General features: G+C 68.2%; 12 protein-coding genes. 11 read left to right on the top strand and 1 reads right to left on the bottom strand.

The genetic code is table 11. The annotated features are described in order from the left end of the window. Nucleotides 1-98: 98 nt before the first annotated feature. The 11 genes from typA to ACGFNI_RS11730 all read left to right on the top strand — a co-directional run bounded on the left by typA (nt 99) and on the right by ACGFNI_RS11730 (nt 14,076). The gene (typA, locus tag ACGFNI_RS11780; RefSeq protein WP_393682826.1) at nt 99-1,970 is read left to right on the top strand and encodes a translational GTPase TypA; all 1,872 of its coding nucleotides are present in this window, start codon (nt 99-101) and stop codon (nt 1,968-1,970) included. Between the two features lie 458 nt (nt 1,971-2,428). Further along, nucleotides 2,429-4,057: an ABC transporter substrate-binding protein gene (locus ACGFNI_RS11775; RefSeq protein ID WP_393682824.1), complete on the top strand. Its 1,629-nt coding sequence runs from the start codon at nt 2,429-2,431 to the stop codon at nt 4,055-4,057. Nucleotides 4,058-4,222: 165 nt separating this feature from the next. Beyond that, nucleotides 4,223-5,146: an ABC transporter permease gene (locus tag ACGFNI_RS11770; protein WP_393682822.1), complete on the top strand. Its 924-nt coding sequence runs from the start codon at nt 4,223-4,225 to the stop codon at nt 5,144-5,146. Then, on the top strand, nt 5,139-6,068 hold the full coding sequence (locus tag ACGFNI_RS11765) for an ABC transporter permease (RefSeq protein ID WP_393682821.1): 930 nt from the start codon (nt 5,139-5,141) through the stop codon (nt 6,066-6,068). Before ACGFNI_RS11770 ends, ACGFNI_RS11765 begins: the two co-directional genes overlap by 8 nt. An 11-nt stretch (nt 6,069-6,079) precedes the next feature. Further along, complete coding sequence (locus ACGFNI_RS11760) at nt 6,080-7,108, top strand: ABC transporter ATP-binding protein (protein WP_393682819.1); 1,029 nt, start codon at nt 6,080-6,082, stop codon at nt 7,106-7,108. Beyond that, entirely contained in the window at nt 7,101-8,171 is a 1,071-nt protein-coding gene (locus tag ACGFNI_RS11755) for an ABC transporter ATP-binding protein (RefSeq protein ID WP_393682817.1), read from the top strand. The genes ACGFNI_RS11760 and ACGFNI_RS11755 overlap by 8 nt, the downstream gene beginning before the upstream one ends. A 174-nt stretch (nt 8,172-8,345) precedes the next feature. After that, the gene (locus tag ACGFNI_RS11750) at nt 8,346-9,971 is read left to right on the top strand and encodes an ABC transporter substrate-binding protein (RefSeq protein WP_393682815.1); all 1,626 of its coding nucleotides are present in this window, start codon (nt 8,346-8,348) and stop codon (nt 9,969-9,971) included. Nucleotides 9,972-10,064: 93 nt separating this feature from the next. Beyond that, complete coding sequence (locus tag ACGFNI_RS11745) at nt 10,065-10,988, top strand: ABC transporter permease (RefSeq protein WP_393682814.1); 924 nt, start codon at nt 10,065-10,067, stop codon at nt 10,986-10,988. Further along, nucleotides 10,981-11,952, top strand: a complete 972-nt coding sequence (locus ACGFNI_RS11740; RefSeq protein WP_393682812.1) for an ABC transporter permease — start codon at nt 10,981-10,983, stop codon at nt 11,950-11,952. The genes ACGFNI_RS11745 and ACGFNI_RS11740 overlap by 8 nt, the downstream gene beginning before the upstream one ends. Before the next feature lie 11 nt (nt 11,953-11,963). Next, on the top strand, nt 11,964-12,983 hold the full coding sequence (locus tag ACGFNI_RS11735) for an ABC transporter ATP-binding protein (RefSeq protein WP_393682810.1): 1,020 nt from the start codon (nt 11,964-11,966) through the stop codon (nt 12,981-12,983). Continuing rightward, entirely contained in the window at nt 12,970-14,076 is a 1,107-nt protein-coding gene (locus ACGFNI_RS11730; protein ID WP_393682808.1) for an ABC transporter ATP-binding protein, read from the top strand. Before ACGFNI_RS11735 ends, ACGFNI_RS11730 begins: the two co-directional genes overlap by 14 nt. Before the next feature lie 82 nt (nt 14,077-14,158). Here the strand turns inward: ACGFNI_RS11730 and ACGFNI_RS11725 are convergent, their stop codons facing one another. Then, nucleotides 14,159-15,316, bottom strand: a complete 1,158-nt coding sequence (locus ACGFNI_RS11725) for an ABC transporter ATP-binding protein (RefSeq protein WP_393682807.1) — start codon at nt 15,314-15,316, stop codon at nt 14,159-14,161. Between the last annotated feature and the right edge of the window lie 3 nt (nt 15,317-15,319).

Below are 15,319 nucleotides of genomic sequence, written 5' to 3'. Positions count from 1 at the left end.
GTACCATGGGGTGAGGCCGTGGCGTCTTCATGCCCGGCGGGCGCGCGTACCGGACCGTACGCGCCGCCATCCACGATTCCGGGAGAAGCGCCGCCAGTATGCCCACGCGCCACGACATTCGTAACGTAGCCATCGTCGCCCACGTCGACCACGGCAAGACGACCCTCGTCGATGCCATGCTCAAGCAGGCGGGAGCGTTCGCAGCCCACGCCGCCGAGAACCTCGACGAGCGGATGATGGACTCGAACGACCTGGAGCGTGAGAAGGGCATCACGATCCTGGCGAAGAACACCGCCGTGAAGTACCACCCCAAGGACGGCGGGGATCCGATCACGATCAACATCATCGACACCCCCGGCCACGCCGACTTCGGTGGCGAGGTCGAGCGCGGTCTGTCGATGGTGGACGCGGTCGTCCTCCTCGTCGACGCCTCCGAGGGCCCGCTCCCGCAGACCCGCTTCGTGCTGCGCAAGGCCCTGTCCGCGCGGATGCCGGTCATCCTGTGCATCAACAAGACGGACCGCCCGGACTCCCGGATCGACGAGGTCGTCAACGAGACCTACGACCTGTTCCTGGACCTGGACGCGGACGAGGAGCAGATCGAGTTCCCGATCGTCTACGCCTGCGCCCGTGACGGCGTCGCCTCGCTGACCAAGCCGGAGGACGGCACCGTCCCGGCCGACAGCGAGGACCTGCTGCCGTTCTTCAGCACGCTCCTGGAGCACGTCCCGGCCCCCGAGTACGACGACACGCTGCCGCTCCAGGCGCACGTCACCAACCTCGACGCGGACAACTTCCTCGGCCGTATCGCGCTGCTCCGCGTCGAGCAGGGCGAGCTGAAGAAGGGCCAGACCGTCGCGTGGATCAAGCGTGACGGCACGATGTCCAACGTCCGCATCACCGAGCTGATGATGACCGAGGCGCTCACCCGCAAGCCGGCCGAGAAGGCGGGCCCGGGTGACATCTGCGCGGTCGCCGGTATCCCGGACATCATGATCGGCGAGACGCTGGCCGACCCCGAGAACCCGATCGCGCTGCCGCTGATCACGGTCGACGAGCCGGCCATCTCGATGACCATCGGCACCAACACCTCGCCGCTGGTCGGCAAGGGCGGCAAGGGCCACAAGGTCACCGCCCGCCAGGTCAAGGACCGCCTCGACCGCGAGCTGATCGGTAACGTCTCGCTGCGCGTGCTGGACACCGAGCGTCCCGACGCCTGGGAGGTCCAGGGCCGTGGCGAGCTGGCGCTGGCGATCCTCGTCGAGACGATGCGCCGGGAAGGCTTCGAGCTGACCGTCGGCAAGCCCGAGGTCGTCACCAAGGAGGTCGACGGCAAGCTGCACGAGCCGATCGAGCGCCTGACGATCGACTCCCCCGAGGAGCACCTCGGCGCGATCACGCAGCTGATGGCGACCCGCAAGGGCCGCATGGAGACGATGACCAACCACGGTTCCGGCTGGATCCGCATGGAGTGGATCGTTCCTTCACGTGGCCTGATCGGCTTCCGTACGGAGTTCCTGACCCAGACCCGCGGCACCGGCATCGCGCACTCCCTCTTCGAGGGTCACGAGCCGTGGTTCGGTGAGCTGCGCACCCGTCACAACGGTTCGCTGGTCGCCGACCGCTCCGGTTCGGTCACGCCGTTCGCGATGATCAACCTCCAGGAGCGTGGCGTGATCTTCACGGAGCCGGGCACCGAGGTGTACGAGGGCATGATCATCGGTGAGAACTCGCGCGCCGACGACATGGACGTGAACATCACCAAGGAGAAGAAGCTCACCAACATGCGTGCGGCTTCCGCGGACTCGACCGAGAACGTCGTGCCGCCGCGCAAGCTCTCCCTGGAGCAGTCGCTGGAGTTCTGCCGCGACGACGAGTGCATCGAGGTCACCCCGGAGACCGTGCGCATCCGCAAGGTCGTCCTGGACCAGAAGGAGCGCGGTCGCTCCGCTTCGCGCGCCAAGCGCTGACCCGTCAAGGGCACGCGCCACCCGCGTCACCCAGCGCCCCGCCGGACTCTGCTGTCCGGCGGGGCGCTGTCGTGTGTGCGGGGGGCAGCCTTTTATCTGTGGCGCGGGTGATTGTCAACGGGGCTTTGGTCTCTACCTACTTGGCCGGTGTCCGTATTGCGGAAGGAATCTCTGGTTCCGCTGCCCACCTCGTCCGTTTAGTGACCGTGTGGATAGTTTGTTTTGTCCGGATTCCGAACGATGGCAAGGGTAGATGTGACTTAATCGCAACCACTTACGCGTGACTTATGGCGGGAACGTGACTGAGACTGGGCGGTATTGAGCTCGGGTCAATGGGTCAAGCGCCGTAAGAAGCGCCGACTCACGAGCATCGGGGGCTGGTTGCGGACTGTCAGGGGTGTCAGTCGCGGGCCGGCTCCTTTCCATATCAGGAAATGGACTCATGAGGAGGCAGTCCCATGCGCGGTGCCAAGAGCGCCACCTGGGTCGCAGGAGCGATAGTCGTGGCCCTGGGGGCGACGGCCTGTGGCGGCGGCAGCAGCAGTGCGAGTGCCGAACCCGGTGTGGTTCGGGCGAACTGGGGCGACCCGCAGAACCCGCTGGAGCCGGCCAACACCAATGAGGTGCTCGGCGGCAAGGTCCTGGACATGATCTTCAGCAACCTGAAGAGCTATGACCCCAAGACCGGCGAGGCCAAGAACGACGTCGCCCAGTCGATCGACACCAAGGACCAGCAGACCTTCACCATCAAGGTGAAGAAGGGCGAGAAGTTCTCCAACGGCGAGGCGGTCACCGCCCGTTCGTTCGTCGACGCCTGGAACTACGGTGCGCTGAGCACCAACGCGCAGAAGAACTCGTACTTCTTCGCCGACATCAAGGGCTACGACAAGGTCGCGCCCGCCAAGGGCAAGCCGACCGCCAAGACCCTCTCCGGGCTGAAGGTCGTCGACGACCACACCTTCACCGTCGAGCTGAACGAGAAGATGTCGACCTGGCCGGTCCGTCTCGGCTACAAGGCGTTCGCGCCGCTGCCGACGGCGTTCTTCAGCAAGCACGACGCCTACCTCGCCAAGCCGGTCGGCAACGGGCCTTACGCCGTCGACTCGTACGACAAGGGCAAGCAGATGAAGCTTGTCCCGAACAAGTACTACACGGGCGAGGACAAGCCGCAGAACAAGGGCGTCCTGCTCAAGGTCTACACGGACTCCAACGCCGCCTACGCCGACCTCCAGTCCGGCAACCTCGACGTGGACGACGACGTGCCGGCCGAGCAGATCAGGAACGCCAAGTCGGACCTGAAGGGCCGCTACCTCTCGCAGCCGGCCGGCATCAACCAGGTCGTCACCTTCCCGCTCTACCAGGACGGGTGGAACAAGCCCGGCATGGAGAAGGTCCGCAAGGGCCTGTCGATGGCGATCGACCGCAAGGCGATCACCGACAAGGTCTACAACGGAACCCGCACGCCGGCCACCGACCTGACCTCGCCGGTCCTCGGCGACGCGAACGGCTACAGCAAGGACGTCTGCGGCGACGCCTGCACGTACAACCCCACCGAGGCCAAGAAGCTCATCAAGGAAGGCGGCGGCATCCCCGGCGGCAAGATGACCATCGGGTACAACGCCGACAAGGACTCCCACAAGCAGTGGGTGGACGCGGTCTGCAACAGCATCAACAAGGTGCTGGGCAACGACACCGCCTGCGTCGGCAACCCCGTCGGCACCTTCGGTGACTTCCGCAACCAGATCACCAAGCGGGAGATGACCCAGCCCTTCAGGTCCGGCTGGCAGATGGACTACCCGCAGATCGAGAACTTCCTGACCCCGCTGTACGCCACCGGCGGCGCCTCCAACGACGCCCAGTTCAGCGACCCGAAGTTCGACGCGCTGCTCAAGCAGGCCGGCGCCGAGCCGGACACCAAGAAGGCGACCGACCTCTACAAGCAGGCCGAGAAGATCGTCCTCGACAAGATGGTCAGCATCCCGCTCTGGTACCAGAACGGCACCGCCGGCTGGTCCGAGCACGTCTCCGGCGTCCAGCTCAACGCCTTCAGCTTCCCGGTCTTCACCAAGATCAAGGTCAACAGCTGACCCGACGCAACTGCCCCTGAGACCGGCGCACTTCGCCGGTCTCCCGAGCGGGGCTTCGCATCCGACCGCTCACGGCGGCAGGAGCAGCCGGCCCGCCCGCGCCGGACCCACCCGGTCCGGCGCCGGGCGCGGCTGCCCCCGCGTCGGCGCTTTTCTGGAGGACACATGGGGCGCTACGTCATACGACGACTGCTCCAGATGGTGCCCGTCTTCATCGGCACCACTTTCTTGATCTTCGTCATGGTCTACGCACTGGGCGACCCGGTCGCCGCCATGTTCGGAGACCGGGCCCCCGATCCGGCCACCGCCGCCCAGATCCGGGAGTCCCTGCACCTCAACGACCCGCTGTGGAGCCAGTATCTGCAGTACATGGCCGGCATCTTCCAAGGGGATTTCGGCACCGCCTTCAACGGCACCCCGGTCTCCGAACTGATGGCGTCGGCCTTCCCCAACACCATCAAGCTGACGCTGGTGGCGTTCGCGATCGAGGTCGTGGTGGGGGTCGGGCTCGGTGTCGTCGCCGGCATGCGGCGCGGCCGGCTCGTCGACACCGGCGTGCTGGTCTTCACGCTGCTGGTGATCTCCATCCCGACGTTCGTCACCGGCTACCTGCTCCAGTACTTCATCGGCGTGAAGTTCGCCTGGGCCGCACCGGCGGTCTCCGCCGACGTCCACATCGGTGAACTGCTGCTGCCCGGCATCGTGTTGGCCGGTGTCTCGCTGGCGTACGTCGCCCGGCTGACCCGCACCTCGATCGCGGAGAACATCCGCTCCGACTACATCAGGACCGCCACCGCCAAGGGCCTGCCGCGGCGCCGGGTCGTCGGCGTGCACCTGCTGCGCAACTCGCTGATCCCCGTCATCACCTTTCTCGGCACCGACATCGGCGCCCTGATGGGAGGCGCGATCGTCACCGAGCGGATCTTCAACATCCAGGGTGTCGGATTCCAGCTCTACCAGGGCATCCTGCGGCAGAACTCGCCCACCGTGGTGGGCTTCGTGACCATCCTCGTGGTCGTCTTCCTCGCCGCCAACCTGATCGTCGACCTGCTCTACGCGGTCCTGGACCCGAGGATCCGTTATGCCTGAGATGACCGAACCGGTCGCCACGGACCGTACCGAGGGGGCCGCCGCACCCGGAGGCAACGGCCCCGAACCGCAGGCCGCGCCGCGCAGCCTGTGGGGCGACGCCTGGCGCGACCTGCGCCGCAACCCCGTCTTCTACATCTCCGCCGTCCTCATCCTCTTCCTGGTCGTCATCTCGATCTGGCCGAGCCTGCTGACCGGCACCAGCCCGTACGCCTGCGACCTCGGCCGCTCCCAGCAGGGGCCCGCGCCAGGACACCCCTTCGGCTTCAACACCCAGGGCTGTGACGTCTACGCGCGTACCGTGTACGGCGCCCGCGCCTCGGTCACCGTCGGCATCTGCACCACCGTCCTCGCCGCGGTCATCGGCTGCCTCTTCGGCGGACTCGCCGGGTTCTTCGGCGGCTGGTGGGACTCCCTGCTGTCGCGGGTCGGCGACATCTTCTTCGGCATCCCGATCCTGCTCGGCGGCATCGTCTTCCTCTCCGTCATCAAGGGCGGCTCGATCTTCACCGTCGTGCTCCTGATGGCGGTTCTGGGCTGGCCGCAGATCGCCCGCATCGCGCGCAGCGCGGTGATCTCCGCCAAGCAGCAGGACTACGTCCAGGCGGCACGGGCACTCGGCGCGAGCACCCCGCGGATGCTGCTGCGGCACATCGCGCCCAACGCGCTGGCGCCCGTCATCGTCGTGGCGACCATCGCGCTGGGCACCTACATCTCGCTGGAGGCGACCCTGTCGTTCCTCGGCGTCGGCCTGAAGCCGCCGACGGTCTCCTGGGGCATCGACATCTCGTCGGCCGCCACCCAGATCCGCAACGCGCCGCACATGCTGCTGTATCCGGCCGGCGCGCTGTCGGTCACCGTGCTGGCGTTCATCATGCTCGGCGACGCGGTCCGCGACGCCCTCGACCCCAAGCTGCGCTGAGGGAGGCGTTCATGACCAGCACAGAGAAGACCCCGGCCGTCCCCGCGCCCCGCGAACCGGACGGCCCGCTGCTCCAGGTCCGCGACCTGCACGTGGAATTCCACACCCGCGACGGCGTCGTCAAGGCCGTCAACGGCGTCAACTACAGCGTCTCGGCGGGCGAGACGCTGGCCGTGCTCGGCGAGTCGGGATCCGGCAAGTCGGTCACCGCGCAGGCCGTGATGGGCATCCTCGACATGCCGCCCGCCAAGATCCCGCGCGGCGAGATCCGCTTCCGCGGCCAGGACATGCTGACGATGTCGGGCGAGGCCCGCCGCAAGCTCCGCGGCGCCAAGATCGCCATGATCTTCCAGGACGCGCTGTCCTCGCTGAACCCGGTCCTGTCCGTCGGCTACCAGCTCGGCGAGATGTTCCGCGTCCACCAGGGCCTGTCCAAGAAGGCCGCACTCGCCAAGGCCGTCGAGCTGATGGACAAGGTGAAGATCCCGGCGGCGAAGAACCGGGTGCACGACTTCCCGCACCAGTTCTCCGGCGGTATGCGGCAGCGGATCATGATCGCGATGGCGCTCGCGCTCGAGCCCGAGCTGATCATCGCGGACGAGCCGACCACGGCCCTGGACGTCACCGTCCAGGCGCAGGTCATGGACCTGCTCGCGGAACTCCAGCGCGAGTTCCACATGGGGCTGATCCTGATCACCCACGACCTGGGCGTGGTCGCGGACGTCGCCGACAAGATCGCGGTGATGTATGCGGGCCGGATCGTCGAGACCGCCCCCGTCCACGAGCTGTACCGAAATCCCGCGCACCCGTACACGCGCGGACTCCTCGACTCCATCCCGCGCCTGGACCAGAAGGGCCAGGAGCTGTACGCGATCAAGGGCCTGCCGCCCAACCTGCTGCACGTGCCGCAGGGTTGCGCCTTCCACCCGCGCTGCCCCAAGGCCCAGGACATCTGCGGGACGGATTCCCCGGCGCTGCACACCATCGGCGAAGGCCGGCGCAGCGCCTGCCACTTCTGGAAGGAGACGGTCAATGGCTGAGCCGACGAAGGCGGCCGGCGCCGCCCCGGTCGGGGAGCGCGAGCCGATCCTCCAGGTGCGCGACCTCGTCAAGCACTTCCCGCTCACCCAGGGCGTGCTGTTCAAGAAGCAGGTCGGCGCGGTCAAGGCCGTCGACGGCATCTCGTTCGACCTCTACAAGGGCGAGACGCTCGGCATCGTCGGCGAGTCGGGCTGCGGCAAGTCGACCGTCGCCAAGCTGCTGATGAACCTCGAGCGGGCCACCGCGGGCGAGGTGTTCTACCGCGGCGATGACATCACCAAGCTGTCGGGGCGGGCGTTGAAGGCGGTGCGCCGCAACATCCAGATGGTGTTCCAGGACCCCTACACGTCCCTGAACCCGCGGATGACGGTCGGGGACATCATCGGGGAGCCGTACGAGATCCACCCGGAGGTGGCACCCAAGGGTTCGCGGCGGCAGAAGGTGCGTGAACTCCTGGACGTGGTGGGGCTCAACCCGGAGTACATCAACCGGTATCCGCACCAGTTCTCCGGCGGCCAGCGCCAGCGCATCGGCATCGCCCGCGGCCTCGCGCTCAACCCCGAGGTCATCATCTGCGACGAGCCGGTCTCCGCCCTCGACGTCTCCGTGCAGGCCCAGGTCATCAACCTGATGGCGCAGCTCCAGGACGAGTTCGACCTGTCGTACCTCTTCATCGCGCACGACCTGTCGATCGTCCGGCACATCTCCGACCGGGTCGGCGTCATGTACCTCGGCAGGATGGCGGAGATCGGCACCGACGAGCAGATCTACGACCACCCGACGCACCCGTACACGCAGGCCCTGCTCTCCGCCGTGCCGGTGCCCGACCCGGCGGCGCGCGAGGGGCGGGAGCGGATCATCCTCACCGGTGACGTGCCCTCGCCCGCCGACCCGCCGTCCGGCTGCCGCTTCCGCACCCGCTGCTGGAAGGCCCAGGACCGGTGCGCGACGGAGTCCCCCGTCCTCGCGGTGCCGGAGCGCTTCCGGGGCTCAGACTCCCCGGCCGCGCACGCGTCGGCCTGCCACTTCGCCGAGGTGAAGGACGTGGTGGGGGCGGCCTAGGTGAGGTCCCCCCGGCGGCCGGGGCGCCCGTTACCGGGGCGTCGCGGTCGCCGTCCGCGCATCCGGGGGTTTTCCCCCGCGCCCGGAGCAATGCGGCTGCCCTGGGCATGCGGCGGTGACCGGTATCAGCTCTTATGTCGTTTACGTATGACTGGAGAGCTGAGGAGGCACCCCATGCGCGCAGCCACGCACGCGAAGTGGGCCGTATGTGCCGTGTCCGTCGCGCTGGCGGCCACGGCCTGCGGAGGGGGCGTGGGCAGTGGGTCCGACGACCCCGGGGTCGTCAGCGCCTCCTGGGGTGATCCGCAGAACCCGCTGGAGCCGGCGAACACCAACGAGGTGCAGGGCGGCAAGGTCCTGGAGATGATCTTCCGGGGGCTCAAGCGGTACAACCCGAAGACCGGGGCCGCGCAGAATGTCATCGCGGACCGCATCGTGACCACGGATTCGCAGCACTACACGGTGACCCTCAAGCCCGGCTGGACCTTCAGCAACGGCGAGAAGGTCACCGCGAAATCCTTCGTGGACGCCTGGAATTACGGCGCCCTGCTCGACAACAGCCAGCGGAACGCGTCGTTCTTCCAGTACATCGACGGATACGACCGGGTGCACCCGGAAGACGGCACGGCCAAGGCGAAGACGATGTCGGGGCTGAAGGTCGTCAGCCCCACGGAATTCACCGTCAAGCTCAACCAGAAATTCTCCAGCTGGCCCGACACCCTCGGCTACAGCGCCTTCATGCCACTGCCCCGGGCTTTCTACACGAACCACGCGGCCTGGGTGAAGAAACCGATCGGCAACGGCCCGTACGCCGTGGAGTCCTACACCAAGGGCTCCGCGATGAAGCTCCGGAAATGGGCGAAGTACCCGGGCGCCGACAAGGCCAGGAACGACGGCATCGACCTGCGGGTCTACACCGACAACAATTCCGCCTACACCGACCTCCAGGCGGGAAACCTCGACCTCGTCGACGACATCCCGGCCACGCAGCTCAAAAACGTCCGGCAGGACCTCGGCGACCGGTATCTCAACCTGCCGGCCGGCGTCATCCAGACCCTCACCGTCCCGATATACGACAAGGCGTGGAACAAGCCCGGCATGGACAAGGTGCGCCGCGGCGTCTCGATGGCCATCGACCGGGCGTCGATCACCAGGGAAATCTTCCGGGACACCCGCACCCCGGCCACCGACTGGACCTCTCCGGTACTCAAGACGGACGGCGGCTACAAGGCCGGACTGTGCGGTACGGCCTGCGAATTCCACCCCAAGGAGGCCAAGGCGCTGATCAAGGAGGGCGGTGGTCTGCCCGGCGGGAAGATGACGATCGCCTACAACGCCGACACCGGCTCGCACAAGGACTGGATCGACGCGATCTGCAACAGCATCAACAACACGCTGGGCAACGACAAGGCGTGCGTCGGCGCACCGGTCGGCACCTTCGCGGACTTCCGCAACCGCATCTCGGCACGGAAGATGACCGGCCTTTTCCGGGCCGGCTGGCAGATGGACTACCCGCTCATCCAGAACTTCCTCCAGCCGATGTACTACACCGACGCCTCGTCCAACGACGGACAGTTCAGCAGCCCGGAATTCGACAAACTCGTCAACGAGGCGAACGCCGCGACGGACGTACCGGCCGCCATCGGGAAGTTCCAGGACGCGGAGAAGATCCTCGCCGACCAGATGCCGGCCGTTCCGCTCTGGTACCAGAACGGCAGCGGCGGCTATTCGGAGCGGATCGGCCACGTGTCACTCAACCCGTTCAGCGTCCCCGTCTACAACGAGATCAAGGTCAACTGACCGGCCGGTGACGGGACATGGCGGGACCGCACACCGGCCCGCCCGTACCGCCACCGCATTCCCCCGGCTCGTTCCACAGAATCCGGAGCCCTCATGGGACGCTATGTGATCCGGCGGCTGCTCCAGATGATCCCGGTGTTCATCGGCAGCACGTTCCTGATCTTCTTCATGGTGTACGCGCTGGGTGACCCCGTGGCCGCGATGTTCGGCGACCGGGCGCCCGACCCCGCGACCGCCGCCCAGATCCGCGCCGACCTCTATCTCGACCAGCCGCTGTGGAAGCAGTACCTGCACTACATGGGGCAGATCTTCCAAGGGGATTTCGGCACCGCCTTCAACGGCCAGCCGGTCACCGAACTGATGGCGGCGGCCTTTCCCGTCACCCTGCGGCTCACCCTCGTCGCGATCGTCATCGAAATGATCGCCGGAATCCTGCTGGGCGTCTTCAGCGGACTGCGGCGCGGCCGGACCGTGGACACCTCGGTGCTGGTCTTCACGCTCGTCGTGGTCTCCGTCCCGACCTTCGTCAGCGGCTATGTACTGCAATTCCTGCTGGGCGTGAAATGGGGCTGGGTCAAACCCGCCGTCTCCATCGAGGCACCGCTCGGCGAACTCCTGCTGCCGGGGCTCGTGCTGGCGCTGGTCTCCCTGGCGTACGTCACCCGGCTGACCCGCACCTCCATCGCCGAGAACACCCGCGCCGACTACGTCCGCACCGCCATCGCCAAGGGACTGCCCCGGCACCGCGTCATCACCCGCCACCTGCTGCGCAATTCGCTGATCCCGGTGGTCACCTTCATCGGCACCGACATCGGCGCCCTGATGGGAGGCGCGATCGTCACCGAGCGCATCTTCAACATCCACGGCGTCGGATTCCAGCTCTACCAGGGCATCCTGCGGCAGAACTCGCCCACCGTGGTGGGCTTCGTGACCATCCTCGTGCTGGTCTTCCTCCTCGCCAACCTCCTCGTCGACCTCCTGTACGCCGTCCTCGACCCGAGGATCCGCTATGCCTGATCACGTACCGAACGAAGCCATCACCCACGGCGACGGCGGCGCCGCCGCACTGGCCATCGGCGAGGCCGAATCCCTGGAGCGCACCCCGGGCACCGGTCCCGGCGGCGCCCCCACCGGCCGGGCCCGCAGCCTGTGGCGCGATGCCTGGCACGACCTGCGGCGCAACCCGGTCTTCGTGGTCTCCGCGCTGATCATCCTGTTCCTGGTGGTCATCGCCATCCGGCCGCAGCTGATCGCCGACGGGAACCCGTACCGCGCCGACCTCGCCAAGGCCCAGGCGGGGCCCGAGCCCGGCCACCCGTTCGGCTTCGACACCCAGGGCCGGGACGTCTACACCCGGGTGGTCTACGGCGCCCGCGCCTCCATCACCGTCGGCGTCTGCGCCACCGCGGGTGTCGCGCTCCTGGGCAGCCTGCTGGGCGGCCTGGCCGGGTTCTTCGGCGGCTGGTGGGACACCCTGCTCTCCCGGCTCGCCGACATCTTCTTCGGCATCCCGGTCATCCTCGGCGGACTGGTCTTCCTCTCCGTCGTCACCAGCTCCACCGTCTGGCCCGTGGTCGGCTTCATCGTTCTCCTTGGCTGGCCGCAGATCGCCCGCATCGCCCGCGGCGCCGTGTTCACCGCCAAGCAGAACGACTACGTCCAGGCCGCACGGGCACTGGGCGCGGGCAACGGCCGGATGCTGCTGCGGCACATCGCGCCGAACGCCGTCGCGCCCGTCATCGTCGTCGCCACCATCGCGCTGGGCACCTACATCTCGCTGGAGGCGACCCTGTCCTACCTCGGCGCCGGCCTCAAACCGCCCACCGTGTCCTGGGGCATCGACATCTCCGCCGCCTCGACGTCCATCCGCAACGCCCCGCACATGCTGCTGTGGCCAGCGGGGGCCCTGAGCATCACGGTGCTGGCGTTCATCATGCTCGGCGACGCGGTGCGCGACGCCCTCGACCCCAAGTTGCGCTGAGGAGCGGGCAGATGACGACGACCACAGAGCCGAAACAGCCGAAACAGCCGAAACTCCTCGACGTCCGCGACCTGAAGGTCGAATTCCGCACCAGGGACGGCATCGCCAAGGCCGTCAACGGCGTCACGTACCAGGTCGCCGCCGGCCAGACGCTGGCGGTGCTCGGCGAGTCGGGATCCGGCAAGTCGGTCACCGCGCAGGCCGTGATGGGCATCCTCGACTCGCCACCGGGATTCGTCACCGGCGGCGAGATCCTCTTCCAGGGGCGCGACCTGCTGACGCTGGGCAGGGAGGAGCGCCGCCGGGTCCGCGGCGCGAAGATGGCCATGATCTTCCAGGACGCGCTGTCCTCGCTGAACCCGGTGCTCTCCGTCGGCGCGCAGCTCGGCGAGATGTACCAGGTGCACCGCGGACTGTCCCGCAAGGCGGCCCGCGGCAAGGCCGTCGAGCTGATGGAAAGGGTCGGCATCCCCGCGGCCGGTGCCCGGGTGGGGGACTTCCCGCACCAGTTCTCCGGCGGTATGCGGCAGCGCATCATGATCGCGATGGCGCTCGCCCTGGAGCCCGAGCTGATCATCGCGGACGAGCCGACCACGGCCCTGGACGTCACCGTCCAGGCGCAGGTCATGGACCTGCTCGCGCAGCTCCAGCGCGAGTTCCACATGGGGCTGATCCTCATCACCCACGACCTGGGGGTGGTCGCCGACGTCGCCGACACCATCGCGGTGATGTATGCGGGCCGGATCGTCGAGACCGCCCCCGTCCACCAGCTCTACAAGGCCCCGGCCCACCCGTACACCCGCGGACTCCTCGACTCCATCCCGCGCCTGGACCAGAAGGGCCGCACGCTGTACGCGATCAAGGGACTGCCGCCCAACCTGACGGCCATCCCGCCGGGTTGCCCCTTCAACCCCCGCTGCCCGCTGGCCCGGGACGTCTGCCGCACCGACCTGCCGCCGCTCTACGAGGTGGGCCCGGGGCGTACCAGCGCCTGCCACTTCTGGAAGGAGACGGTCGATGGAGCCCGATGACCAGGAGGCAGGCCCCGGCGGCGGGCACGCGCCCGGCGCCGCGGTGGCCGGGGTCAGGACGCGGGCCGCCCGCGGCGAGGCGATCCTGGAGATCCGCGACCTGGCGAAGTACTTCCCGCTGCACCGGGGCGTGCTGTTCAAGAAGCAGGTCGGCGCGGTCAAGGCCGTCGACGGCGTCTCGTTCGACCTCTACAAGGGCGAGACGCTCGGCATCGTCGGCGAGTCGGGCTGCGGCAAGTCGACCGTCGCCAGAATGCTGGTCGGCCTGGAGCGGCCGACGGCCGGGCAGATCCGCTACCAGGGCGAGGACATCATCAAGCTGTCGGGGCGGGCGTTGAAGGCGGTGCGCCGCAACATCCAGATGGTGTTCCAGGACCCGTACACGTCCCTGAACCCGCGGATGACGGTCGGGGACATCATCGGGGAGCCGTACGAGATCCACCCGGAGGTGGCACCCAAGGGTTCGCGGCGGCAGAAGGTGCGTGAACTCCTGGATGTGGTGGGGCTCAACCCGGAGTACATCAACCGGTATCCGCACCAGTTCTCCGGCGGCCAGCGCCAGCGCATCGGCATCGCCCGCGGCCTCGCGCTGCGCCCGGAGATCATCGTCGCCGACGAGCCGGTCTCCGCCCTCGACGTCTCCGTGCAGGCCCAGGTCGTCAACCTCCTGGAGCGCCTCCAGGACGAGTTCGACCTCAGCTACGTCTTCATCGCCCACGACCTGTCCGTCGTCCGGCACATCTCCGACCGGGTCGCCGTGATGTACCTCGGCAGGCTCGCCGAAACCGGCACCGACGAGCAGATCTACGACCACCCGACGCACCCGTACACGCAGGCGCTGCTCTCCGCCGTGCCGGTGCCCGACCCGGCCGCGCGCGAGCGGCGGGGGCGGATCCTGCTGGCCGGTGACGTGCCCTCGCCCGCCGACCCGCCGTCCGGCTGCCGCTTCCGCACCCGCTGCTGGAAGGCCCAGGACGTGTGTGCCGATGTGGTGCCGCCGCTGGACGTCCCGGAGTGGTTCGCCGGCGCGGGACCTGCCGGGCACCCGTCGGCCTGCCATTTCGCCGAGGAGCGGCCGGACGGCCAGGAGTAGCGCACAGGCCGAAGCCCGCCTCCCGTGGTGCTGGGGTGTGGGAAGCGGGCTCCGGCTCCGAGCGGAGGCGATGGAGACCGGGTCAAAGGGTCTTGCCGGTGGAGCCGGCGTCGTCGGCCGGCCCCTCCTGCGCTGCCTCCTCGGCCGCGGCCAGTGCGGGATCGAGGACGATGGCCTCGTCGCGCGCCGCGGTCGTCGGTTCTTCGGGGAAGTGGCAGGCGGTGAGGTGGCCCGCGTCGTTCCCGGCGATCTGGAGCAGCGGCGGCTCATCCGTCGCGCACTTGTCCTGCGCCTTCCAGCAGCGGGTACGGAACCGGCAGCCGGACGGCGGGTTGACGGGGGAGGGGACGTCACCGGCGAGCCGTATGCGCTCGCGGTCCTCCTCCTCCGATTCGACGAACTTCGCCTCGGGCACCGCCGAGAGCAGTGCGTGCGTGTACGGGTGGCGCGGCCGGTTGTAGATCTCGTCGCGGGTGCCCACCTCGACGATCTTGCCGAGGTACATCACCGCGACCCGCTGGCTGAAGTGCCGTACCACCGCGAGGTCGTGCGCGATGAACAGGAACGCGATGTCCAGCTCCCGCTGGAGGTCCTGGAGGAGGTTGACGACCTGCGCCTGGATGGAGACGTCGAGCGCCGATACCGGCTCGTCGGCGACGATCAGCTTCGGCTCCAGGGCGAGCGCGCGGGCGACGCCGATGCGCTGCCGCTGGCCGCCGGAGAACTCGTGCGGGAAGCGGTTGTAGTGCTCCGGGTTGAGGCCGACGGTCTCCAGCAGCTCCCGGATCCGCTTCTCCCGGCCGCCGGGCGGATTGATCCCGTTGATCTCCATCGGGCCGCCGATGATGGTGCCGACGGTCTGCCGCGGGTTCAGCGAGGCGTACGGGTCCTGGAAGATCATCTGGATCTCGGAGCGGACCGGAGCCAGCTCCTTGCGGTTCGCGTGGGTGATGTCCTGCCCCGCGTAGGTGATCTTGCCGGAGGTCGGCTCCATCAGCCGGGTCAGCAGCCGCCCGGTGGTCGACTTGCCGCAGCCCGACTCGCCGACCAGGCCGAAGCTCTCGCTCGCGTGCACGGTCAGGTCGACGCCGTCGACCGCCTGGACCGCGCCGACCTTCCGCTTGAACGGGAAACCGCCGTAGATCGGGAAGTGCTTGGTCACCCCCTCGGCGACGAGCAGCGGCTCGCCCGGGGTGGGCGCGGCGTCCCGGGGCGCGGGGAGTGTGACGTGGTCTGTCATGGT

The organism is Streptomyces sp. NPDC048644, from assembly GCF_043199105.1.
In the GTDB taxonomy this organism is placed as follows: domain Bacteria; phylum Actinomycetota; class Actinomycetes; order Streptomycetales; family Streptomycetaceae; genus Streptomyces.
Note: the sequence above shows the minus strand (reverse complement) of the source record. Positions and strands in the feature narration are given on the sequence as shown.

What these genes read in the sequence shown, in the direction of transcription:
- ACGFNI_RS11730 (WP_393682808.1), top strand. Translation starts at nt 12,970, where the DNA reads ATGGAGCCCGATGACCAGGAGGCAGGCCCCGGCGGCGGGCACGCGCCC.
- ACGFNI_RS11735 (WP_393682810.1), top strand. Translation starts at nt 11,964, where the DNA reads ATGACGACGACCACAGAGCCGAAACAGCCGAAACAGCCGAAACTCCTC.
- ACGFNI_RS11770 (WP_393682822.1), top strand. Translation starts at nt 4,223, where the DNA reads ATGGGGCGCTACGTCATACGACGACTGCTCCAGATGGTGCCCGTCTTC.
- ACGFNI_RS11750 (WP_393682815.1), top strand. Translation starts at nt 8,346, where the DNA reads ATGCGCGCAGCCACGCACGCGAAGTGGGCCGTATGTGCCGTGTCCGTC.
- typA (WP_393682826.1), top strand. Translation starts at nt 99, where the DNA reads ATGCCCACGCGCCACGACATTCGTAACGTAGCCATCGTCGCCCACGTC.
- ACGFNI_RS11740 (WP_393682812.1), top strand. Translation starts at nt 10,981, where the DNA reads ATGCCTGATCACGTACCGAACGAAGCCATCACCCACGGCGACGGCGGC.
- ACGFNI_RS11760 (WP_393682819.1), top strand. Translation starts at nt 6,080, where the DNA reads ATGACCAGCACAGAGAAGACCCCGGCCGTCCCCGCGCCCCGCGAACCG.
- ACGFNI_RS11765 (WP_393682821.1), top strand. Translation starts at nt 5,139, where the DNA reads ATGCCTGAGATGACCGAACCGGTCGCCACGGACCGTACCGAGGGGGCC.
- ACGFNI_RS11745 (WP_393682814.1), top strand. Translation starts at nt 10,065, where the DNA reads ATGGGACGCTATGTGATCCGGCGGCTGCTCCAGATGATCCCGGTGTTC.
- ACGFNI_RS11725 (WP_393682807.1), bottom strand. Translation starts at nt 15,316, where the DNA reads ATGACAGACCACGTCACACTCCCCGCGCCCCGGGACGCCGCGCCCACC.
- ACGFNI_RS11755 (WP_393682817.1), top strand. Translation starts at nt 7,101, where the DNA reads ATGGCTGAGCCGACGAAGGCGGCCGGCGCCGCCCCGGTCGGGGAGCGC.
- ACGFNI_RS11775 (WP_393682824.1), top strand. Translation starts at nt 2,429, where the DNA reads ATGCGCGGTGCCAAGAGCGCCACCTGGGTCGCAGGAGCGATAGTCGTG.